Origin of the sequence: Sphingosinicella soli (assembly GCF_014199685.1) — a bacterium.
Taxonomy (GTDB): Bacteria; Pseudomonadota; Alphaproteobacteria; order Sphingomonadales; family Sphingomonadaceae; genus Sphingosinicella; species Sphingosinicella soli.
In genome coordinates this window covers 50,779-72,827 of record NZ_JACHNZ010000003.1, presented here as the reverse complement: position 1 = coordinate 72,827, position 22,049 = coordinate 50,779, and the positions used below count along the sequence as shown (strand labels likewise).

The 22,049-nt window shown below is 65.5% G+C and carries 16 protein-coding genes; 9 read left to right on the top strand and 7 right to left on the bottom strand.

Going from position 1 to position 22,049, the window contains the following annotated elements:
* Positions 1 to 49 precede the first annotated feature (49 nt).
* Complete coding sequence (locus tag GGQ98_RS02375; RefSeq protein WP_184064553.1) at positions 50 to 1,231, top strand: CaiB/BaiF CoA transferase family protein; 1,182 nt, start codon at positions 50 to 52, stop codon at positions 1,229 to 1,231.
* 4 nt (positions 1,232 to 1,235) lie between these two features.
* Here GGQ98_RS02375 and GGQ98_RS02370 read toward each other — a convergent pair whose 3' ends face one another.
* The gene (locus tag GGQ98_RS02370; RefSeq protein ID WP_184064551.1) at positions 1,236 to 2,327 is read right to left on the bottom strand and encodes a PepSY-associated TM helix domain-containing protein; all 1,092 of its coding nucleotides are present in this window, start codon (positions 2,325 to 2,327) and stop codon (positions 1,236 to 1,238) included.
* A 291-nt stretch (positions 2,328 to 2,618) separates the two neighbouring features.
* On the opposite strand from GGQ98_RS02370, the gene GGQ98_RS02365 reads away from it, so the two are divergent.
* Both GGQ98_RS02365 and GGQ98_RS02360 read left to right on the top strand, forming a co-directional pair.
* Positions 2,619 to 4,733 (top strand): TonB-dependent siderophore receptor, encoded by a 2,115-nt coding sequence (locus GGQ98_RS02365; RefSeq protein ID WP_184064548.1) that lies wholly within the window; start codon positions 2,619 to 2,621, stop codon positions 4,731 to 4,733.
* Between the two features lie 62 nt (positions 4,734 to 4,795).
* Positions 4,796 to 6,547 (top strand): amidohydrolase, encoded by a 1,752-nt coding sequence (locus tag GGQ98_RS02360; protein WP_184064545.1) that lies wholly within the window; start codon positions 4,796 to 4,798, stop codon positions 6,545 to 6,547.
* 10 nt (positions 6,548 to 6,557) lie between these two features.
* Here GGQ98_RS02360 and GGQ98_RS02355 read toward each other — a convergent pair whose 3' ends face one another.
* Genes GGQ98_RS02355 through GGQ98_RS02335 form a run of 5 tightly spaced genes read right to left on the bottom strand, consistent with a single transcriptional unit; the run spans position 6,558 to position 12,762 of the window.
* The gene (locus GGQ98_RS02355; RefSeq protein WP_184064543.1) at positions 6,558 to 7,427 is read right to left on the bottom strand and encodes an alpha/beta hydrolase; all 870 of its coding nucleotides are present in this window, start codon (positions 7,425 to 7,427) and stop codon (positions 6,558 to 6,560) included.
* Positions 7,427 to 8,797 (bottom strand): amidase family protein, encoded by a 1,371-nt coding sequence (locus GGQ98_RS02350; protein WP_184064540.1) that lies wholly within the window; start codon positions 8,795 to 8,797, stop codon positions 7,427 to 7,429. Before GGQ98_RS02350 ends, GGQ98_RS02355 begins: the two co-directional genes overlap by 1 nt.
* The gene (locus GGQ98_RS02345) at positions 8,794 to 10,047 is read right to left on the bottom strand and encodes a cytosine permease (protein WP_184064537.1); all 1,254 of its coding nucleotides are present in this window, start codon (positions 10,045 to 10,047) and stop codon (positions 8,794 to 8,796) included. Before GGQ98_RS02345 ends, GGQ98_RS02350 begins: the two co-directional genes overlap by 4 nt.
* Positions 10,044 to 11,147 (bottom strand): DUF917 domain-containing protein, encoded by a 1,104-nt coding sequence (locus tag GGQ98_RS02340; RefSeq protein WP_184064534.1) that lies wholly within the window; start codon positions 11,145 to 11,147, stop codon positions 10,044 to 10,046. The genes GGQ98_RS02345 and GGQ98_RS02340 overlap by 4 nt, the downstream gene beginning before the upstream one ends.
* Positions 11,137 to 12,762, bottom strand: a complete 1,626-nt coding sequence (locus tag GGQ98_RS02335) for a hydantoinase/oxoprolinase N-terminal domain-containing protein (protein ID WP_184064531.1) — start codon at positions 12,760 to 12,762, stop codon at positions 11,137 to 11,139. The genes GGQ98_RS02340 and GGQ98_RS02335 overlap by 11 nt, the downstream gene beginning before the upstream one ends.
* A gap of 237 nt (positions 12,763 to 12,999) precedes the next feature.
* On the opposite strand from GGQ98_RS02335, the gene GGQ98_RS02330 reads away from it, so the two are divergent.
* Together GGQ98_RS02330 and GGQ98_RS02325 are read left to right on the top strand one after the other, a co-directional pair.
* Positions 13,000 to 15,678 carry a winged helix-turn-helix domain-containing protein gene (locus GGQ98_RS02330; RefSeq protein ID WP_184064529.1) on the top strand — a complete coding sequence of 893 codons (2,679 nt, stop codon included), beginning with the start codon at positions 13,000 to 13,002 and terminating at the stop codon, positions 15,676 to 15,678.
* Between the two features lie 57 nt (positions 15,679 to 15,735).
* Entirely contained in the window at positions 15,736 to 16,335 is a 600-nt protein-coding gene (locus GGQ98_RS02325; RefSeq protein WP_184064527.1) for an FMN-binding negative transcriptional regulator, read from the top strand.
* On the opposite strand, the gene GGQ98_RS02320 is transcribed toward GGQ98_RS02325, so the two are convergent.
* Positions 16,316 to 17,512, bottom strand: coding sequence for a CaiB/BaiF CoA transferase family protein (locus tag GGQ98_RS02320; protein ID WP_184064525.1), 1,197 nt, complete (start codon positions 17,510 to 17,512; stop codon positions 16,316 to 16,318). The two genes, GGQ98_RS02325 and GGQ98_RS02320, sit on opposite strands and share 20 nt — an antisense overlap.
* Positions 17,513 to 17,591: 79 nt before the next feature.
* On the opposite strand from GGQ98_RS02320, the gene GGQ98_RS02315 reads away from it, so the two are divergent.
* The 4 genes from GGQ98_RS02315 (at position 17,592) to GGQ98_RS02300 (ending at position 22,031) form a co-directional block, all read left to right on the top strand.
* Positions 17,592 to 19,073, top strand: coding sequence for an aldehyde dehydrogenase (locus GGQ98_RS02315; RefSeq protein WP_184064522.1), 1,482 nt, complete (start codon positions 17,592 to 17,594; stop codon positions 19,071 to 19,073).
* Positions 19,074 to 19,083: 10 nt separating this feature from the next.
* The gene (locus tag GGQ98_RS02310; protein ID WP_184064519.1) at positions 19,084 to 19,848 is read left to right on the top strand and encodes an SDR family NAD(P)-dependent oxidoreductase; all 765 of its coding nucleotides are present in this window, start codon (positions 19,084 to 19,086) and stop codon (positions 19,846 to 19,848) included.
* 79 nt (positions 19,849 to 19,927) lie between these two features.
* Positions 19,928 to 20,650 (top strand): IclR family transcriptional regulator, encoded by a 723-nt coding sequence (locus tag GGQ98_RS02305; protein WP_184064516.1) that lies wholly within the window; start codon positions 19,928 to 19,930, stop codon positions 20,648 to 20,650.
* Positions 20,651 to 20,717: 67 nt separating this feature from the next.
* Positions 20,718 to 22,031, top strand: a complete 1,314-nt coding sequence (locus tag GGQ98_RS02300; protein ID WP_184064513.1) for an MFS transporter — start codon at positions 20,718 to 20,720, stop codon at positions 22,029 to 22,031.
* Positions 22,032 to 22,049 lie beyond the last annotated feature (18 nt).

Below are 22,049 nucleotides of genomic sequence, written 5' to 3'. Positions count from 1 at the left end.
GCGCTCCGGATCGGCGGCTGCCGATCCGGAGGGTCTGAAGGAGTGAAGAATGGCGTCTGGTGCGTTGCAGGGGTTGCGACTTGTCGAAATGGGGCAACTGATCGCCGGGCCTTTCTGCGGACAGCTGATGGCCGATCACGGCGCAGAGGTCATCAAGATCGAGGCGCCGGGCGTGGGCGATCCGATGCGTGAGTGGGGCCGGAACAAGCCGGTCTGGTGGCCGGTCGTGGCGCGCAACAAGAAGAGCATCACGCTCAACCTGCGCGATCCGCGCGGGCAGGAGATCGTGCGGAAGCTCGTGGCGAAATCGGACTTCCTGCTCGAAAATTTTCGCGCCGGGACTATGGAGAAGTGGAATCTGGGCTACGATCAACTCTCGGCCACGAACCCAGGCCTCATCATGATCCGCGTGACGGGCTTCGGCCAGACCGGCCCCTACGCGCCGCGCGCGGGCTATGGATCGATCGGCGAGGCCATGGGGGGAATTCGCAACCTCGCGGGCGATCCATCTACGCCGCCGAGTCGCGTCGGCCTTTCGATCGGCGATTCGCTGGCCGCGACGTTCGCCTGCCTCGGCGCGCTGATGGCCCTGCAGCACCGCAACCGGACGGGGCAGGGGCAGGTGGTCGACTCCGCGATCTATGAAGCGGTGCTGGCCATGATGGAATCGACCATTCCCGAATATACCGAAGCCGGGTTCACGCGCGAGCGGACCGGGGCGATTTTGCCCAAGGTCGCGCCTTCCAACGTCTATTCCACGAAGGACGGCGAAATCCTGATCGCCGCGAATCAGGACAGCGTGTGGAAACGCATGGCCGAAGCGATGGGGCGGCCGGAACTGGGCAGCGACGCGCGCTACGCCACGCACCATGCGCGCGGCGAAAATCAAGTGGAACTGGACGCGATGATCGATGCCTGGACACGGACATGGTCCAGCGGCGATCTGCTGGCACACCTTGAAACGCACGGCGTGCCGGGGGGCAAGATCTACAAGGCGTCCGACATGCTGGAAGACCCGCACTTCAAAGCGCGCGAGGCCATCATCAAGGTGAAGCACCCGGCCTTTCAGAACCTGTGGATGCAGAACGTCTTCCCCAAACTCTCCGAAACGCCGGGCGAGGTCGCGTGGGCGGGGCCGGAGCTTGGCCAGCACAACGAGGAGATCTACGGCGATATTCTTGGGATGAGCCGGCCGCAGATGACCAGCCTGCACGATGAGGGTGTGATCTGAAGGCTCAGCCCCGCGCGGTCGGACGGCGGCGGAGCCACAGGGTGACCCCGAGAAGGATGGTGACGGTGAGCCAGAGACCGACAGTCATCGTCATGATGCGTCCCGGCGTGCCGAGGCTTTCGCCCGTGTGAAGCGGGTAGAAGGCGCCGATGGCGGCCTGGGCGGGATCAGCCTCCGTGGCGGGCCAGGCGCCGCGTACGCCGCCGGTGTTGGCGTCGACGATGACGAGGCTGCCGCCGTATCCGCCGCGATAAAGCTCGCCGGGCGCGCGCACCCAGGCATAATAGCTGGCATCCTCCGCCGACGGGAAGGCGGTGCCCACGAAGCGGCTGCCGGGAATGGCCTCCACGGCCGCGCGTGAGGCCGCGGCAAAGCCGACGCCCGGGCCTGCCGGCGGGTTGGCGGGCAGCGTGATATCGGGAACGCCGGCGAGATCGCGCAGCGGCTGCTCGAGCAGGATGAGCGTCCCCGTCGCCGCGATCACGATCGCGGGAGCGGCTGCCCACATGCCTACGGCGCGATGCCACGAATAGAGGCCCGCACGGGTTCCCGCCGTTCCGACGGGCTTCAAGACGCTGCGCCACTGGCCTTTCCGCGGCCAGGCCGTGACGACCCCGAAGATCAGGTTGGTTACGAGCAGCAGCCCGGAGACGGCCAGGAGCCAGTGGCCCAAGGTGCCTGCCACCAGCGTCAGGTGAATCTCGCGCATCAGACCCAGAAAACTGTAATCATCGGCCCGACGATCGCGCAGGACATCGCCGGCGCCGTCGATATAGGCCTTGCGCATCGTGCCGCCGGGATCGGAAAACAGGATGATGTAGCGATCGGGAAGCCCTGCGGTCGTCCATATCCATGTGACTCCGGCATTCCCCCCAGCTGAAGCGAAACCGTCGATCGTCCGTTCAATCGCGGCCGGATCGGTAGGCCGATGCGCCGTGGTGAGCGCCGCATCCTCCAGTTCGAAGTGAAAACTGAGCATCGTGCCGGTGATGGCCTGGACCAGCCAGAACAGCGCGGCGCCGAGGCCGAGCCAGCGATGATATTTCACGATCCGGCTTCGAACCGATCGGCGGGGCTGCTGTGTTTCAGATGTCATGGCGGTAGCATGGTGCCGTTACGAGGCGCCGACCGCAACGTGACGAAAGGGTAAGCTGCCCCGCCAACCGGGTAAACGTTGGTGTCAGAAAACGTGAGAACTCTGCCATTTGCGCGGCGACAAGCCGCTACCCGGGGGCGGGTCTTTTTCCTTACCCGTCTTTGCGTCTCATTACCCTCAATAGCCGTTCGCAGGGTGCCAAGACTGTTGTTGAATGTGTGATGTAGGAGCCGGGGATAGACAGACACACGCGTCCGGCAATTCGCAGCTGATGAAACAAAGGGGGTAACCATGACACGCACGGTTCAAAATTCCGGTTCGATAACGTCGATGTTCCGACTGGCGCTGCTTTCAACAAGCTGCGCGGCGCTGCTGCCTGCGGCTGCGCTTGCGCAGGTGGTCGACGATGAAGACAGCATCATCGTGACGGCAGAGCGTGCCGTGGCGGCGACCAAGACCGACACGCCGCTTACCGAAGTGCCGCAGTCGATCAGTGTCGTCACCGCCCAGGATTTTCAGGATCGCACGGTCGTCGATTTCCAGGACATCTATCGCTACAGCGCCGGCGTCGCCTCCAACAACAGCGTCGATTCGCGCGGCGATTTCGTGCTGACGCGCGGTTTCGACGCGGCGCAGTATCTCGACGGGCTGAAGCGGATGCCCGATTTCATCTACGGCGCGCGCCTCGAAACCTTCACGCTTGAACGCGCCGAAGTGCTGCGCGGGCCTTCATCCGTGCTTTACGGCGCGGGCGGCCCCGGCGGCGTGCTCAATGCAGTCAGCAAGCTGCCCCAGTTCGAATTCGGCGGCGAGGCGGGCATCATCGTCGGCACCGACGACCGCATCCAGGGCCAGATTGACATCACCGGGCCGCTCGCCGAAGGCGTTGCGGCGCGTTTCGTGGGTGTGCTGCGCGAAGGCAAGACGCAGTGGGGCACGCCGGACGACCGCCTGCTCATCAACCCGTCGCTGCGTTTCCAGCCCGGCCCGAACACCGACATCACGCTGATCGGCCTGTACCAGAAGGACAAGCAGGGCTCGCTCGGCTACGCGCCGATTTTCAAGTCGCTTCTCGCGCCGAACGAGGCGGAGCGGGTGAAGTTCAACTTCTATCAGGGCGAACCCGGCTTCAACGGGATGGACACCGAATATGCGTCCGCCGCGCTGATCTTCTCGCACAGGTTCAATGACGCGATCGCGTTCCGCAGTGCCTCGCGCTACAGCCACATGGATACGGACTACAAGGAGGTCTACGCCAACTACACAGCCGAGCCGTGGGAGGACGAAGCGGAAACGCTGCTTCGCCGAGAGTTCTACGTGAACTACGAGAAGAGCAAGGTCTTCAACAGCGACAACAACATCTCCATCGATTTCACGACCGGCGCGATCGAACACAAGGTGCTGCTCGGCGTCGATTACACCTGGTTCAAGCAGAGCAAGGACGAGGGTTTCTCGTATCTCGACTTCTTCCCGTTCCCGGCACCGCCGCCCATCGACATCTATGATCCCGAATATGGCGTGCCGTTCGATTTCGGCGCGTTCAATTTCCTCGACTACAAGAGCACGCAGCTCGGCTTCTATGTTCAGAACCAGATGAGCTACGCCGACCGTGTGCACGTCGTGCTCGGCCTGCGCCGCGACAAGGCGACCTCGAAGCGCAACGGCGTGTCGGAGCTTTCGCAGACGGCATGGTCGTTCCGCGGCGGCATTATCGCCGAGGTGGTGAAAGGGGTTTCGCCCTATTTCAACTACGCCGAATCCTTCCTGCCGGTTCCGGGCGGCGATTTCTTCGGAAACCCGTATGCGCCCCGCACCGCGCGCCAGTACGAAGGCGGCGTGAAGTGGGAACCGATGCGCGGCGCGCTGCTCAGCGTCGCTTATTTCGACATCAAGGAATCGAACTACATCTCGCAGGATCCGGGCAACATCCAGAACTTCATCCAGGGCGGGTCCGTCGGGTCGACGGGTGTCGAGGTTGAAGCGGTCGTGCGCATGCCCGAAAACTTCGAACTTACGGCATCATACAGCTACATCGATGCGAAGGTGATCGCGTCCAGCTCTACGCTGGTTGAGGGCGACCGACTTGCGGCGCAGCCCCGGCAGCTCGCTTCGATCTGGGGATCGAAGACGTTCATGGTGGGAGACGACTGGCAGGTACGCACCGGCGCGGGTGTGCGCCATATCGGCAACAAGATCGACGCGGGCCAGGCCTTCCTGACACCGTCGGTGACACTGGTCGATGCCATGATTTCGGCAACCGGCGGCCAGTGGGTCGCTTCGGTGAACGCCAGCAACCTGTTCAACAAGAAATACTATGACCTCTGTTCGCTGCTCGCCCCGACCCACGGGTTGTGCACGGCAGCGAAGGATCGCACGTTGCTGGCGTCGATCACACGCAAGTTCTAGTCAACCTTTCGGGAGCGCGGCACGGTCGCGCTCCCGACATCGTTTTGAACGCGAGTATTCTGATGACGACGTCTTCCCACACTCTCCTGCAGCGGGGAGCCGCCGCTTTCGGTGCGGTTCTTCTGGCGTCCTGTGCGGGACAGACGGGGCAAACACCGGCTGCCGACCTGATCCTGGCGAATGCCCGTGTCTATACGGTGGAGACGGCGCAGCCCTGGGCGGAGGCGGTGGCGATCGACGAAGGCAAGATCGTCGCTGTCAGATCGATGAAGGACATTCAGGCCTATAACGGGGCGGGTACACGCACCGTCGATCTCGGCGGGCGACTTTTGATGCCGGCGTTCGGCGACGCGCATGTGCACCCCGTATTCGGCGGCATGGCCTACACACGCTGCTCGCTGCACGAGGGCAAGACGCTGGAAGATTACCAGCGGATCATAACGGCCTGCGTGGCCGCCGCGCCCGGCGATGCGCCGGTTTACGGTGTCGGCTGGCAGGACGCGCTGTTTCCGCCCAAAGGCGTGCCGCGCAAGGAAGCACTCGATGCGGTGACGACGCAGCGGCCGCTGATCTTCGAATCCATCGGCGGGCATACCTATTGGGTAAATTCCAAAACGCTGGAGATTGCGGGCATCACGAAAGACACGCCCGATCCCGCGAACGGGCATATCGACCGAGACCCGGTGACGGGCGAACCGGTGGGCGGGCTGCAGGAAGCGGCGATGGGGCTGGTGGGCAAGCTGATCCCAAAGCCGAGCACGGAAGAGTTGCAGCAGTCGATTGTTTATGTCGCGCACCATTTCAACAGCCTGGGCATCACCAACTGGCATGATGCGGGAATCGATCTGACGGCAGACGGAACGAGCGAAACGCTGGCCGCCTATCACGCTGTAAAGGATCGCGGCGCGCTGACGGCGCATGTGTCGCTGGCGTTCAAATGGGAAAACGAGCGCGGGCTCGAACAGATTCCCGTCATCGTCGCGGCCTCGGAGCGCGCCGCCGGATGGGGGATCAGCGCGAAATCGGTCAAATTCTATGTCGATGGCGTGATCCCGCAGCAGACCGCAGCGATGATCGCGCCCTATGCGCATGCGGGCGACCATCGCGGGCCGCTGCAGATCCCCCCCGAGACGTTGACGGAGGCGATCACCACGCTCGGCAAGGAGGGCTTGCAGCCGCATGTCCACGCGATCGGAGATCGCGCGACGCGCGTGGCGCTGGATGCCTTCGCTGCAGCGATCGAGAAGAACGGCACCGCCAACCGCCCGATGGTCTCGCACCTCAATATCATCGACCCCGCCGATCAGCCGCGCTTCGGCGCGCTGGGCGTGATCGCGCAGCTGCAACCGACATGGTCGAGCAATTATCCTTACATGGACCTCACCAAGCAGGCCGTGGGCCCGGTGCGGTCGCAGTATATTTATCCCGCGCACGGCGTCGTTTCGGGCGGCGGCATGATCGCCTACGGCGCGGACTGGCCGGTGGCGACGGCGAACCCGTTGCATGGCCTTCAGGTCGCGGTGACGCGCGTGAATTACGAGGACACCGCATCGCCGCCGCTGCTGCCGGGTGAGGCGATCACGCTGGAAGAAGCAATTCGGGCGCACACGATCAATGTGGCGTATGCGAACGGTTTCGAGACGCTGACCGGATCGATCGCGCCGGGCAAGAGCGCCGACCTCATCATCCTGGACCGCGACATCTTCACGCTCGCGCCCCTCGACATCGGCACGGCGAAGGTGATGGTGACGCTGTTCGAAGGAAAGCCGGTGTTCGGGAACCTGACGGAACTGGGCGCCGCGAAGGCGCCCTGAGAGAAGTCGTTTAACGCTGGCGCGCGGCGGCGCGCAGGGTCGCGGTGACCGACCGGCTCGGCACCGAGATGTGGGTTTCATCGTCCAGCATGATGAAGTCGCTGCGCAGGCCTTGTCCGGAAAGCGCGGCCATGCGCTCTGCGAGCGCCTTCGTGTCGCCCGCGATATTGCCTTCGTCTTCCCGTTCCCCCGCCATCAGCAGCAGACTGCTCGCCTTGCCGGTGCCGGGGGTCTTTTCGATCTGCGCCCTGAACGCCGCCTCTTCGGCCAGGATCGACTGGTTATCCCACCAGATCGACGGGCTCGCCGCGATGATCGTGCGGAACGCGCCGGGCCGGGAATAGAGCACGTGGAGCGCGAACAGGCCGCCGAGCGAATGGCCATAGAGCGATTGCCAGTACGGACTCACCGCATACCGCTGCCCGATCGCGGGACGCAGCTCGTCGAGCAGGAATTTCACGAACCGGTCGCGGCCGCCGCTTTGATGCCCGGCGTAGGCCTGCTTCAGCGCGGGGGTCTCGATCGGGGCGGTGAAATCGAACATGCGCCGCCCGTCGTAGATCTGCTCGCCGGGGTGGCCGACGCCCACGACGATCATCTTGTCGATGCCGCTGCTCCCGAAGCTCTGGATGCGGCGGGCTTCGGCGAAGCCCGCGAACATCGCGTTGCCGTCGAGTACGTAGAGGATCGGATAGCCGCCCTCGGGCGCTGGCGCGGAGGGGCGTGAGACGAAGATGCGGAACGCCTGTCCGTCGGCCGAGGTCATGTCCCACGTTTCGGTTTCGGGCATGGCATAGGGGACCGACGCGGGTTCGGCTGCGGCAGCCGGGGCGGAGAGCATGGCGAGCGCAAAGGCGATGGCTACGGGGTGCGAACGCATCAGATACTGTCTCCTGTCGGTGGTCGGCGATCTGCCCAGGGCAGGGATTCCTCCAGCGCGGTGCCGAGCGCGAGCAGAAGGTCGTCGGCGCCCTGGCGCGCCCAGAACATCGCGCCTGCCGGGAGGCCGCCGGACGCCGTGAACAGCGGCAGCGACAGGCCGGGGTAGCCGGCCATGTTCTGAAGCTGGGTGTAGTTCACATGGCGGAAATGATCGTTCCAGAGCGCATCGAAATCGCGGTCGGGCGCGAGCACGCCGAGCGGCGGCGGCGTGCTGCTGGTGACGGGGCCGAGCACGAGGTCGTAGTCCTGCCAGAACGCTTCGAGCTGACGGTCGACCCCGGCAATCGCAGTGAGCGCGGCGGCGAGATCGTCGGCTGTGAAACTGTCGCGGCGGCGCGCGAGGCCGAGGGTCCAGGGTTCGAGGAGGGCATCTGCTTCCGCGCCCAGTCGCGCCCGGCAAAGGTCCGTGACGTCGCCGCCGCCGTAGCTCCACAGAATGTCGAACGCGCGGCCGAGCGCGGGGAGATCGAGCGGCAGTTCGCGCGGCTCAACGTGGTGCCCGAGTGTCTCGCACAGCGACGCGGCCTTGCCGATCACTTCGGCGATGGCGGGGTCGGGCGGGAGGCCGTCGAGGCCGGTGAGGCACATCGCGATCCGCAGCGGGCGGGCGATCGCGGTTTCGCCCGGCGGCTGCGTGCGGAGGAACTGCGCGGCCCAGATCGTGTCGCGCATCGAGCGGCCAAGGAGGCCGTCGGAGGCCAGAAGATCGTCGATCAGGCTCGCGGCGCGGGCGCGGACGTTCCAGCCACGGCTCGGCTTGAAGCCGATGATGCCGCAGTGCGCGGCGGGAATGCGGATCGAGCCGCCGCCGTCGCTGCCTGTCGCAAGCGGCACCATGTTCGCGGCGACCGCAACCGCTGCGCCGCTGCTGGAGCCGCCGCTGCTGCGGGCCAAATCCCAAGGGTTGCGCGTGGGGCCGTAGAGCAGGGCCTCGCCCGTGCCGAGCAGGCCGAATTCGGGCATGGTCGAGATGCCGCACGGCACCAGCCCGGCTGCGTCCAGACGCCGGGCGAGGGGGTAGGCGGTCCTGCCCACGGCGCCCGTTCGCGTCCGCGAGCCCGACAGCATCGGAAATCCCGGATATTCGAGCGAGGCCTTGAGCAGATACGGAACCGCCGCCATCGGCGCGGCCCTTTCGACCATGCGCGCGGCTTGAAGCGCGTGATCGAAGGCGCGGTGGCAGACGGCGTTGAGCGCAGGATCGATCGCTTCGATCCGGCCGATCGCGGCCTCCACGAGTGCGGTCGGCGGCACTTCGCCGCTGCGGACGAGGGCGGCCTGCGCGTGCGCGTCGAGCGCGGCGATCACCGCCGCTTCCACCACAGCAGAAGGCCGTAGCTGCCCGCAGCGAGGAGCGTGGCGTCGAGCGCGGGAACGGTCGTGAGCGACAGCCCCATGCGCATCGCGGGGATGGTGACGGCGAGCGAGCCGAGCCACACGCCGACGGCGGGCCAGACGATCGCGGGCGGCGTCTCGCTGTCTGTCCCCGCAAAGCGCGTGAAGCCGTCGATCACATAAATCGCGGCGATCGGCGGAATGATGAGGCCGAGCATCACGAGGAACGGAATGAAGGAATTGATGATGCCGAGCAGCGCGAACGTGCAACCGATCGCGCCGCCGCCGACGATGAAAATCCAGTGGCGCACGTTCGGAAACGTCGCCGCCATCGAAAGCCCGGCCGAATAGAGATTGAGCGCATTGATCGTCCAGACCGAGAGCAGCAGCATGGCGAGCGCCGGAATGCCGAAACCCATGCTGACGACGATCTGCATGATGTCCGTCTGCCCGGTCGCAAGCGCGATCAGCGCCGATATCAGCATCAAGAGCGGCGCGGCAAGGGGAAAGGAAAGGAGCATGCCGCCGATGGCGCCGCGCCGGGTGCGGATGAAGCGCGACAGGTCCGGCATCGCGGCGACCGTGAGCATGTTGCCGCCGACGAGGGCGGAGAGCGCGATGCCGAAACTCATCGGCGTCGGCGGATTTGCGACGGGCGCGAGATCGACCGGACCTGCGCTGACGGCGGTGACGCACACCGCGATCAGAATGGCGCCGGCAAGCGGCACGGCGACCATCGCCAGGCGGTCCAGCGTGCGGAAACCGTAGATGGTGGAAATCGTGATGAGCACGCTGCCGATGATGACGAACGTGCCGAAATCGCCGGGTATCCCGTAACCTTCCTTCGATGCGGCCACCATCGCATCGCCGAAGAACGACACGTTGACGCCGAACCAGCAGAAATGAACGATCGCGATCACGATGTTGACCAGCGCCGCGCCCTTCAGACCGAACGAGCGCTGCACGAGAACGTAGGTGGTCAAGCGTGTGCGGACACTGATGACCGCTGTGAGGCACGCGCCGGCGCAGAGGATGAGACCGGCGAGCAGGGCGGCCAGAACGGCCCGGTCGAGCCCGAGCGCGAGGCCGGTCTGGGCGCCGTTCAGGAAGCCCGGCAGCGAGAAGGTGAAGCTGGTGATGATGAGCGCGACGCGCCATCCCGCGACGGTCAGGTTTTCCGGCAGCGGTCCGCCGGCATGGGCATCGCTGTGCCCGCCGCTCATTTCGTCTCCGCGGTGTCGAGGTTTTCGAGCGCGATGAAATCGGTGCCGAGCCTGAAGGCGCGCGGTCCGACGAAACGCAGCGCCGACTCTTCCCGCAGCATCGCGGGCGCCGCTGCGGCGACCACTTTGACGCGCTGGCCGTACTTCAGGCGTTCGGTGGTGATCGTGTCGGCGGTTTCACGGTCCATGATGGTGATGAGATCGGGGACCATCGCGCGGATCCTGCCGTCCTGTCGGGCGATCAGGTTCTCGTTCTGAAATTCGATCTCCATGCGCCCTTGCCCTCCGAAGCCGTCGATTATGACGTTTCCGACGGAAAAGCCACCGCGCGTCTCGCGCTCCAGATCGACGATCTTGCCGTCGAAGAGCGTCTTGCAATGCGGGTACAGTCCGGTTGCACGAAGGGCTTCGGCAAGGGCCTCGAAGGGATCCTGCCGGGCGGCGCGCGCCTCGCGTATGGCGGCGCCCGTGGCGATTGCCGCGCTGACGCTGCCTGCAATGGCGTGTGCACGCGCCTGCGCGCCGGAAAGGGGATATTCGACCATGTGCGCGATACCGCCGAGCGCAACCGAAAGGCTTCGAGCGATACGTTCGTGCGCGAGATTGTCGTCGGTTTCGATGACGGTAAGCGCGCCGCAGGAGGCGGTGACGACCGATGGGCAGGCGCTGAGGCCCCGGATATTGAAGATCGCCATTTGCGATTCCGGGAAGGCGCGCCCCATGCCGTCGCAATCGACGACGGGCACGCCCATATCCGCCGCAGCTACGAATGGCGCAAGCCCGTTGCCGCCGCCGATTTCGATGGGCAGGACAGCATCGATACGGCGGCCCAGAATCGTCTCCAGCCGACGCAATCCCGCCACCGCCTCGCGGCCGTTCGGCAGTTTTTCCACCGAGACGGTCGGCGCGCCGATCCAGCCGCAGGGAACGACGAGCGCGTCGTCGACGAGCGAGGAGAGCGGGATCAGCTCGACAGGGCCGCGCCGCTTCAGCGCGGCCTCCGCCAGGAGCAGACTGTAGTAGGGATCGCCGCCGCCGCCGGAGCCGAGAAAGCCCGCGCCGCGCGCCAGATCGGCCAGCATCGCGCGTTCAATGCGCATGGCGAACCCCCGCGACCGCGGTGCCCATGGAAGGCGCGGTGGGTTCAGCGAGATCGCCGACGGCTTTCATTCGTACCTGTGCAGACCGGCCCGGCAGATAGCTCAGAAAAACCTCCTCCATATCGACGATCCGGATGCTGTCCGTCTGACCGCCATTGGCCGTGACACGCGCCATGACGGCTTCGCGCATGCGTTCGAGGGCTGCGTGACGCGGCACGGAATCGTAGTCCACGATCTGTTCGAGCTGCGCCCCGATCTGCGCAATGGCGGCGCCCACGGCATTGGCGACGGCGGCATGCGGAGGCCGCAAGACCTGCGTGGCGCCGGGGAGATCGTTGTCGATGAGAAAATGCCCGCCGCCGACGGCGATGATGGGAACGTCGCCCTGCGCCGTTTTCATGCGATCGACGCCCTCGGCGAACATCGCCTGCATGCGGTGCCAGACCGCAGTCTGCACGGTCGCGCTGAGCGGAGGGATGGATGAAGCATCGCCGAAGCGCGTGCGCCCCGCAGCCACGGCGACATCACTAGCCGTCAGCGTTTGCCCGCCGAACAGGAACGCATCCTGCAGGATCCGGTAGCCCACGGAATCCGGCCCGATCCGCAGATCGGATTCGACGAGCGCATCGGCCATGTAGCGCGCCGGATCGAGGTGGATGCGCGTGCCGCCGCCAAGACCCATCGCGAGGATGTCGGGCATTCTGAAATTGGTGCGGACCCCGCCGATATCCACGGAAATTGAGGATTCGCGCGGGAAGCCCTTTGAAAGCACGCCGATGTCGCAGGTGGTTCCGCCCACATCCATCACGATCGCGTCGTTGATGCCGGTGAGAAAAGCGGCGCCGCGCATGCTGTTCGTGGGGCCGGAGCCGATCGTCATGACCGGATAGCGCGCCGCATCTTCCGCAGAGATCAGCGTGCCGTCGTTCTGCGAAATGAAGAGCGGCGCCGCGAGCTTCAGGTCGCCGAGCGCGCGTTCGAGCGAGGCCACGACATGCCGTGCGAGACTGATGAGCGCGGCGTTGAGGATGACGCCGTTCTCGCGTTCGATGAGCCCCAGCCGCCCCACCGTATGCGACAAGCTGATGCTGGCTGCGGGATGTTCGGCGTGGACCACCTGCGCGGCGCGCTCTTCCATGGCCGCATTGATCGGCGCAAACGCGCTGCTGACGGCGATGTTGTTTATGCCGCCTTCCCGGCAACGGCGCGCCGCTGCGCGCACGCGGCCTTCATCGAATGCAGAAATTTCGCGGCCATCGAATTCGTAGCCGCCGGGCAGCAGGAAGGTTTCGCTGGAGATCTGTTGCGCGAGGTTTTCAGGCCAGCCGGTGAACGGCGGCAACGCCTCGCCCGAGGGGCTGGCGAGCCGCATGATCGCCACACGGTCCAGCCGGTTCGCCTCGACGAGCGCATTGGTGAAATGCGTCGTGCCGATCATCACGGCCGTGATCGCGGCGGGCGCGACGTTCGCGTCCCCGAGCACGGCGCGGATGGCCGCCGAAACGCCGCTGCTGACGTCCGGGGTCGTCGGCTGCTTGTTCGTGGCGACGATCCGGAGGCCATCGATCAGAACGGCGTCGGTGTTCGTTCCGCCGACATCGACACCAATACGCACCTGAACCTCCTCGAAGCGTCGCTCGCAAACCTTGGGGGATTTGAAGGGCCTGCCCCCTCGGGCGCAACGCGAATTACGGGTGCGAGAGGGTGCGAACGGGTAATGCGTCTGTCCGATGTGGGTAAAACGCCTTGTCTGCGCCGCGCGGATACCCCGGCAGGTTGCCATAAACGCCCTTTATCCGTAACTTCCGCGCGCTTGGTCACGTTAAATCACGCGCGCGAGGTTCGAGGCCCCATGCTGGATGTGATTGCCGCCAAATTCGATCCGCCGATATGGATGGGCGAGCAGATTCACCGCGGACTTCTGCTGCGCCAGCTGAACCATGCGCTGTCCCACCGCCTTACGCTCGTCCACGCGCCCGCCGGATACGGAAAGACCAGCCTTCTCGCGCAGTGGCGGGACAGTCTCGACCCGGCCGCAGCGCAGGTGGCCTGGCTGACGCTGGAACGCGATGACCGGGATCTGAAACGGCTGGTGCGCTATCTTCTGATTGCCATCCACAGCGATGCTCAGGACGGAAGCCAGAAAAGCTCCTCGCCGGACCTGCCGCCGCGTGCCGCGCTTTCCGCCATCATCAACGGTCTGGCAGGGCGTGCAAAGCCCTTCGTGCTGATCCTCGACGATCTTCACCACGCGGACAGCGAACCCGTGGTCGCGTTCCTGCAATCGCTGATCCGGCTTGCGCCCGCCGACTGTCATTTCGTGTTTGCATCCCGCGACTATCCCCGCATCGGCCAGTCCGTGCTCGCGGCCGAGGAGCAGTTGCTCGAAATCACGGCGCATCAGCTGAAGTTCTCGCTTGCCGAGGCGGAAAGCCTGCTGGCGCGCGTGGACCAGCCTTTGGAAACGTCCAACATCGAAACCATTCTCGACCGGACCGAAGGCTGGCCGATCGCCGTGCAACTGGCATCGCTGTCGCTGAAGCGCGGCGCGGACGCCGGACGGGTGATCGACGAATATTGCGGATCGAGCACCGACCTTGCGCGCTATCTTTCCGAGCAGGTGCTGATGACGCTGCCGCAGGAGACGCGCGAGATCGTGATCCGCACCGCGCTGCTCGACCGGCTGACCGGCGGACTGGTCGATCTGCTGTGCGACCGGCAGGACGGCTGGCTGGTGCTGGAACGGCTGGAACAGCAGGGCGTGTTTCTGGCGCCGGTGACGTGGGAGCGGCGCGAATACCGCTATCATCAGCTGTTCGCCGAATATCTGCGTGACCGCTTCGAGCGATCGGACCGTGCCGGCTACTCCGCCCTGCAGCGGCGTATCGCGCAGTGGTTCGCCGAGCGCGGCATGGTGGCGGACGCGGTGAACCACGCGATCCTGGCGTCGGACGACATGCTGCTCGCCGGGATCATCGAGGAAGCCGGAGGCTGGCGGCTGATACCGCAAGGCTTGCAGGGCGTCGTCGAGCGCGGCCTTTCGAAGCTGCCCGCCGGGTTTATCCGATCGCGTCCCGGGCTCGCGCTGGCGCAGGTGTATCTGCAGATCAAGCTGGGAGAGCTGGGCGCGGCGCGCGCGGAATACGATCAGCTGGCGGGCGAAGCGGAAACGGCGGAGCTTTCCGCCGCCATGCGCATCGAAATGCAGGTCGTGGGCGATACGCTCACCGACTATGAAAACGAGCCGATGACGTTTGAGGATCTGCTGTCGCGCGAGGCGCTGCTCCGCAAGTTTCCGGCGAACGATCATCTCGTCCTCGCCAACATATCCGAATCGCTCGGCGCGAAATATTTCGAGGGCGGCTGGCTGGAACGCGCGCTGCAGCCGACACTCGCCGCGCGCGAACATTACCAATCCTGCGGTTCGCTCTACAGCGATCTCTTCACGCGCTTCCTCGAAGCGCGGATCAAGCGCGCGCAGGGGCGATCGAAAGAAGCCGCAACGATCCTGCAGGCAGCCTGGCAGGCGATCGTGGAGAATTTCGGAAGCCGATCCGACCTTGCCGCCAACTGCGCGGCGTTTCAGGCGGAACTGCTGTACGAGCAGGACCGGGTCGCCGAGGCGCGCGAGCTTCTGTCGTGGGCGCTGCCGCACATGGAACAGTCGGACGGCTGGGTCGATGTGTACGCGGTGGCCTATTTCACCGAGGCCGGGGCGCTGGCGGGCGAGGGGGCATTCGACGAGGCGTGCGATGTCGTGGCGCGCGCACGGCGCGTGGCGGGTCGTCGGCGGCTGCTGCAGCTCGAACAGCTCGCGGACATCTGCGAGACTGACCTGAAGATATCGCAGGGGCTTTCGTCCGCAGCCGAGGCGATTGATCTCGACCGCTACGCCGACATGATGGCGGAAGATTCGCCGCAGTACCGTCCCGTGGCCGTGGCCGCGTCGCTCTGCCGGGTCAGGCTTTGCCTGCTCACCGGCGAACACGACGCCGCGCTGGACGAACTGACGCGCCTGCGGGCATGGGCGGATCAGCGCGGGGCAGGGCGGTTTCTCGTCGATATCAACATCCTGAGCGCAGCGGCGATGCGCAACCTCGGCGCGATCGAGGATGCGCGGAACTGCTTCGACGAGGCCGTCAGCATCGCGATGTTCCAGGATATCGTTCGGCCGTTCGTGGACGCGCGGCAGTTCGTGCAGCCCTGCCTTGAAGATGCGATGCGCGCCGATACGCAGGTGGACCGCTTTCGGGCGCAGTTCCTGAAATCGCTGGCGCGGTCTGTCGCGGCCTGTCGGAATACAGTGACCGGGCAAGGACCGTTCACGGAGGCGGAGGCCGAGGTGTTGCTGTATCTGAGCCAGGGCCATTCGAACAAGGAGATCGCCCGGCTGATCGGCATGTCGCCCGATACCGTGAAATACCGGCTGAAATCGGTTTTCCGTAAAATCGGCGTCGCCAAGCGCCGCGATGCGGTGCGCATCGCTGCCGAGCGCGGCCTCGTTTCCGGGCAGCCCGCCCCCACGGCTTGAAGCGCATCGACGCGAAGGCTATGCGCCTCGCGCGCAAAAAAGACGGAGCCGTGTCACGTGTCGATATTCGAACAATTCGCCCCCGAGGATGTGCGCGCGCTGATCGAGGCCTATCCGCTCGCGTGGGTTTGCGGCGGCGGCGCGGCCGATATGGAGGCAAGCCTGCTGCCGCTCGTCGGTGTTTTCGGCGAGGATGGAACCCTTGTGGAATTGATCGGCCACATGGGGCGGGCCAATCCCCTTCATGCCGCACTGGCCGCCGATCCCCGCGCGACGATTTTGTTCAAGGGGCCGGACGCCTATGTGAGCCCTGAACACGCGGGCCTGCGCAACTGGGGACCGACATGGAATTATGCGCAGCTGAAGATCGGCGCGGAGATCACGTTTGACGCGGGGTTTACCGAAACCTCGTTGCAGGTTCTGCTTGATGCGGTGGAAACGGGTCGTGCGCAGCCTTGGAATGCTGACGAACTGGGCGCGCGCTATGAGAAGATGCTTGCCCAGATCATCGGCTTTCGGGCGCGCGTGACAGGACTGTCGGGACGGTTCAAGCTCGGACAGGACGAGGCGCCCGAGACGTTGCAATCCATCTTGGGGTCGCTACCCGACGCGGCGACGGCGGCGTGGATGCGCCGCTTCAATCCGGGGCGCTTTTAACGACGCCCGTCGCGATCAGGGCATCGATGTCGCTTTCCGGCATTCCGGTTTCGCGCAGGATCGCGCGGCTGTCTTCCCCCAGACCGCGCGGCGGCGTGTCGGGGCGCGGTTCGAAGCCGTCGAACAGAACGGCTTGCGGAAGGCTGCGGACAACGCCTTCGGGCCATGTTTCCGGAACGTCGAAAAAGCCGAGCTGCGACAAATGCGGATCGGTGAGCAGCCCTTCGAGCGTTTTGACTTCCGAGCACGGCACGTCGCGCGCCGAAAGCGCGGCGATCCAGTCGGCGGTCGTGCGCGCAGCCAGGCTTTCGGCGACGAGCGCGTAAAGTGTATCGATCCGTGCGGCGCGCTGCCGCGCATCCTTGAACCAGTCTTCTTCCGCCACGTCCTCGCGACCGATTTCCGCCAGAAAGGCGCGCCACTGGCGATCCGTATAGGGCAGTACCGCGATCCAGCCGTCGGCGCTGCGAAACGGGCGGCGGTTCGGGGAGAGTATGCGCGGATAGCCGACGGCGCCCTCGCGATCGAATGTCGCCGCTGCGAGATGCTCGTTGAGAAGGAAGGCGGTGAGCGCCTCGAACATCGGCACCTCGACCTTGATCGCGCCCTCGCGGCCGTTCGCGCGCGCTACAAGTGCGGCAAGGATGCCGTAGACCGCGTGGAGCGCCGCAATTTTGTCGGCAAGAATGGTCAGCACGAAGCGCGGCTCGCCGCCCGCTGCGATCCCCAGGCCCGCGATGCCTGCCGCGGCCTGAATGATATCGTCGAATGCAGGGCGGTCGCGGTAGGGGCCGCGCTGGCCGAAGCCAACTGCGGCGCAATGGATGATACGCGGATTGATCGCGGCTGCCGTCTCGAAGCCGAGGCCGAGCCGGTCGGCGGCATCAATGCGCATGTTGTGGAAGAGCACATCGGCAGTTTTCAAAAGTGCCGCGAATGCAGCGCGGCCTTCAGGCGCCTTCAGGTCGATCGCAAGCATTCGCTTGTTGCGGTTGTTGTTCACGAAAAGCGCGCCGCCGCCCTCTCCATGCGGAAAGGCCTGGCGCGCGATATCCCCCTCCAGAGGTTCGACCTTGATGACGTCGGCGCCGAGGTCTGCAAGCAGCTGGCTCGCATAGGGGCCGAGCACCACCGCGCCGACCTCGATTACCCGTATTCCATCCAGCAATGGCAGCATGATCCCTCTCTCCATCTTGACATATATTCCTAAATGGAGACAAATTTGGCCACAATCAGAAATTAGTTGGGGAGTCGCGATGTCGACCGGGTTTCGTTTCGATCGTCTGTTCATAGGCGGCGCATGGGTGGCCCCGATCGATGGCGGCGTCCGGCCCAGCATCGATCCGGCCACAGGCCAGCCCTGGGGCGATGTGGCCTACGGCGGGGCGCGGGACATCGATGCCGCAGTCGCGGCGGCGAAGGCGGCTTTCGAGGGGCCGTGGCGCAGGATGCCGCCGTGGGAGCGCGCGGCGCTGCTCAGGAAATTCGCGGACCTTTACGCAACTCAGGTTGGCGCGCTCGCCGAGGTGGAAACGCGCGACAACGGCCGCGCGGTGCGGGAGTCGCGCGGTGATATTGGGCTGCATGCACAATATTATCACTGGTTCGCCTCTCTCGCAGACAAGCTCGGCGGGCGCACCATTCCGATGGACGACAGTGTCCACGCCTTTACCACGCGTCACCCCGTGGGCGTCGTCGGCGCGATCACGCCTTGGAACGTGCCGCTGATGGCGGCGGCGTGGAAACTCGGCCCGGCGCTCGCAGCGGGCTGCACGGTGGTGCTGAAACCGGCGGAGCAGACTCCGGCGTCTTCGCTGGCGCTGGCGCATCTGTTCGAGGAGGCGGGATTTCCGCCCGGTGTCGTCAACGTCGTGCCCGGCGATGGCCCGGTCGCGGGTGCGCGTCTGGTGGAGCATCCCGATGTCGCCAAGATCAGCTTCACCGGTGAGGGGACAACGGCGAAGACCATCCTGAAAGCGGGTGCGGACACGCTGACGCGCTGCACCTTCGAACTCGGCGGCAAGGCGCCGCACATCCTCTTTGCCGACGCCGATCTCGATCAGGCGCTGAACGCGGCGACGGGCTCGGCATGGGCACTCTGCGGCCAGAGCTGCGCGCTCGGCAGCCGCGTGCTGGTGGAGCGGCCTGTCTACGACAAAGTGGTCGAGGCGTTCCGCGCACGCGCCGCGCGCGTGCGGGTCGGCATACCGCTCGATCCGGCGACGCACATGGGGCCGCAGGCGCATCAGCAGCAGCTCGAAAAGACGCTCTCCTATGTTTCGATCGGCCGCGCGGAAGGGGCGGAACTCATTACAGGCGGCGCGCGCATCGATCGCGACGGCCTTGCTGACGGCTATTTCGTCGAGCCGACCGTGTTTGCCGGGGTGTCGGCGAACATGCGGATCGCGCAGGAGGAAATCTTCGGGCCGGTGGCCGCGATCATCCCCTTCGACGGTGAGGACGAAGCCGTTTCGATCGCCAATTCGACGCCTTACGGCCTCGCAGCCGGTTTGTGGACGCGGGACACAGGCCGTGCGCACCGCGTCGCCGCGCGGATCGAGGCGGGCATGGTGTGGGTGAACACCTACCGCTACATTCGCTGGTCGACGCCCTACGGTGGCGTCAAGGCCAGCGGATGGGGCCGCGAGAACGGCATCGAAGGGCTCGATCCGTTCCTCGAAACCAAGACCACGATCGTTTCGACCACCGGCACATTCGCCGATCCCTTTGCAAACTGAGGACAAGACCATGCGCCTTTCGGGCAAGCTCGCCATCGTCACTGCTGCGGCATCCGGCATGGGCCGCGCCGGCGTGGAGCGTTTCGTGCGCGAAGGCGCGCGCGTTGCCGCCATCGATATCAATGCCGATGCGCTTGCGGCGCTCGTCGAGGAGTTCGGGGACAGCCGGGTAACACCCGTCGCCGCCGATCTCTCCACGCCCGAAGGCGCGACGGAAAGCATCGACCGGGCCGTTGCGGCGCTGGGCGGCGCGGACATTTTGTGGGCACACGCAGGAATGCCCGGCCCGGCATCGGTCGAGAACCTCGATCTTGCTGCCTATGACAAGGCGATCGCGCTCAATGTCACCGCAGCGGCACTCGGCGCGGGGCGGGTTGCGCCGCACATGCGCGCGCGCGGCGGCGGGGCGATCGTTTTCACATCCTCGATCTCCGGCCTCGTCGGATCGATGATGAGCCCGATCTATTCGGCGGCGAAGTGGGGCGTGGTGGGGCTGGGCAAGAGCCTCGCGCTGGCGTTCGCCCCGGACAATATTCGCGTGAACGTGGTGTGTCCCGGCCTTGCCGACACGCCGATGAAGGTCGGCTTCACCGGCCGCAGCGGCGATCCCGCCGAAGCCGCAGCGAACGAGGCGAAGATCGTGTCGGCCGTGCCGATGGGGCGGCTCGTGAAGCCGGGCGAGGTGGCCGACGCGGTGCTGTGGATGGTTTCCGACGAAGCGAGCTTCGTGACCGGCGTCGCCTTGCCCGTCGACGGCGGCTTCACGGCACGGTGAACGCAGGTGCTTGCGGCTTTTCCGGGCGCGCCGCTTCGGCCATACGGGAGGCTGCAATATCCTTCAGGCGAAAACCAAGATGATCGTGCGGCAAGCAGCCAATGTGCTGGAAATTCTGGAATACTTCGCCAAGCGGCTGAAGCCCGCGACTCCGGCCGAGATCGCCGGGGATCTCGGCTGGCCGCGATCGAGCACGTTCAAGCTGGTGGGCACGCTCGCCGCCAAGGGCTATCTCTACGAACCGCGCGGACGCGGCAGCTATTATCCCAGCCCGCGCTGGCTGGTGCTCGCCGAAGCGGTGACGCGGGCCGAGCCGCTGCCCGAGCGGTTTCAGCGGCTCGCCCGCGACGTGATGGAAGCCACCGGCGAGACGACCGCGATCTCGGCACCTGCGGGGATCTTCGCGACCTTCGTGGATGTCGCGGAATCGCGTCAGCCGGTGCGCTATTTCGCGCGCGTCGGCGACCGGGTGCCGATCCATGCGAGTTCGGCCGGGCGTGCGCTTCTCGCGCAACTGAGTGCGGACGAACGCGAGCGCCTGTATCGGAAGATCGATTTCACGCTTTATTCGCCGACGACACCGGCAAGCGCCGAGGCGGTGGAGGTGGAATTGAAGCATGCCGCCAAGCGCGGCTGGCACCAGAGCAACGCCGAATATACGCCCGATCTGGCCGGCGTGGCCCTGCCGCTGCCGGGGAGCGACCGGAACATGTCGGTCGTGGTGGTGGGTCCGGTTTCACGCTGTCTGGAGCGGCGGCCGGAAATGGCGGCTATCGTCGCACGGCATCTGGCGGCGCTGTAGCGTCCGCGCTCGGAATCAAAGAAGAGCCGCGACCGATCGGGTACGCGTTTCTCAGGGGGAGGGCAGCATGACGAGTGACCCAAGGGCGGTGCTTGCCGCAGCACCGATGCGACCGGTGCAGATTGTCGTCGTGGCGCTGTGCATCGCGCTCAACGCGCTCGACGGGTTCGATGTGCTCGCGATCAGTTTCGCGGCGCCGGGCATCGCCGCCGAGTGGGGTGTCGACAGGGCGACGCTGGGCGTGGTTCTTTCAATGGAACTGTTCGGCATGGCCGCAGGCTCGGTGCTCATCGGTAACATTGCCGACAGGATCGGACGGCGACCGACAATTCTTGCCTGCCTGATCGTGATGACGCTGGGCATGGCCGCCGCGCTGTTTGCGAACGACGTGCTGACGCTTTCGGCGGTGCGATTCATGACAGGTATCGGCATCGGCGGCATGATCTCTTCAACGAGCGCGATGGTTGCCGAGTTCTCCAACGACCGGCGACGCGGACTCAACATGGTGCTCAACATCGCGGGCTATTCGGTGGGCGCCATTTCCGGCGGTCTGGTGGCGTCCGCACTGCTGGAGATGACAGGCGACTGGCGATCGGTTTTCATGCTCGGCACTGTGGCGACTGCCGCAATGATTCCGCTGGTGATTTTCTTCCTGCCGGAATCGATCGAGTCGCTGATTGCGCGGCGACCTGAGGGCGCGCTCGAAGGTGTCAATCACACACTGCGCAAGCTCGGCCACGCGCCGGTCGATACGCTGCCTCCGCCGCCGGAACAGGTCGTGAAGCCTTCCATCGGTTCGCTTTTTTCGCAGAATTATGCGCGCGTGACGATCCTGCTCACGGCGGCCTATTTCGCGCAGATCCTGTTTTTCTATTACATCCAGAAATGGATTCCCAAGATCGTCGTCGATCTCGGTTTCGACGCGGCGGAGGCAGGCCGCGTACTCGTTGCCGCCAACGTGGGAAATCTGGCGGGCGCGCTGGTCATCGGCCTTGCGAGCCAGCGTTTCAACCTGCGGCCCCTGGTTGCCGGTGCGATGCTGGCCGGGTTTCTCGCTATCGGTGCCTTCGGCCTCGCCGGGCCCGATCTCACGCGGCTTGCGATTACGGCTGCGGTTGCGGCCTTCTTCGTCAATGCGGGGGTCGTGGGCATGTATCCCATCTTCGCGCAGACCTATCCGGCAGCGCTTCGCGCGAGCGGAACCGGCTTCGTGATCGGCGTCGGGCGCGGAGGATCGGCGCTGGGGCCGGTGGTTGCGGGCGCGTTGTTTGCGGGTGGAAACAGCCTGCTGATCGTCTCGCTGGCGATGGGCCTCGGCGGGCTGCTCGCGGCGACGATGATAGTCCTGCTGCCGCGCGCGCGTTCCACAAAAAGCGGGTAACGATCGGCCCGCCGCGCG

Bases quoted from the DNA above. Each gene is read 5' to 3' on its own strand.
- GGQ98_RS02375 (WP_184064553.1), top strand. From the start codon at position 50: ATGGCGTCTGGTGCGTTGCAGGGGTTGCGACTTGTCGAAATGGGGCAA.
- GGQ98_RS02305 (WP_184064516.1), top strand. From the start codon at position 19,928: ATGATCGTGCGGCAAGCAGCCAATGTGCTGGAAATTCTGGAATACTTC.
- GGQ98_RS02300 (WP_184064513.1), top strand. From the start codon at position 20,718: ATGACGAGTGACCCAAGGGCGGTGCTTGCCGCAGCACCGATGCGACCG.
- GGQ98_RS02310 (WP_184064519.1), top strand. From the start codon at position 19,084: ATGCGCCTTTCGGGCAAGCTCGCCATCGTCACTGCTGCGGCATCCGGC.
- GGQ98_RS02315 (WP_184064522.1), top strand. From the start codon at position 17,592: ATGTCGACCGGGTTTCGTTTCGATCGTCTGTTCATAGGCGGCGCATGG.
- GGQ98_RS02320 (WP_184064525.1), bottom strand. From the start codon at position 17,512: ATGCTGCCATTGCTGGATGGAATACGGGTAATCGAGGTCGGCGCGGTG.
- GGQ98_RS02360 (WP_184064545.1), top strand. From the start codon at position 4,796: ATGACGACGTCTTCCCACACTCTCCTGCAGCGGGGAGCCGCCGCTTTC.
- GGQ98_RS02340 (WP_184064534.1), bottom strand. From the start codon at position 11,147: ATGCGCATTGAACGCGCGATGCTGGCCGATCTGGCGCGCGGCGCGGGC.
- GGQ98_RS02355 (WP_184064543.1), bottom strand. From the start codon at position 7,427: ATGCGTTCGCACCCCGTAGCCATCGCCTTTGCGCTCGCCATGCTCTCC.
- GGQ98_RS02345 (WP_184064537.1), bottom strand. From the start codon at position 10,047: ATGAGCGGCGGGCACAGCGATGCCCATGCCGGCGGACCGCTGCCGGAA.
- GGQ98_RS02370 (WP_184064551.1), bottom strand. From the start codon at position 2,327: ATGACATCTGAAACACAGCAGCCCCGCCGATCGGTTCGAAGCCGGATC.
- GGQ98_RS02365 (WP_184064548.1), top strand. From the start codon at position 2,619: ATGACACGCACGGTTCAAAATTCCGGTTCGATAACGTCGATGTTCCGA.
- GGQ98_RS02330 (WP_184064529.1), top strand. From the start codon at position 13,000: ATGCTGGATGTGATTGCCGCCAAATTCGATCCGCCGATATGGATGGGC.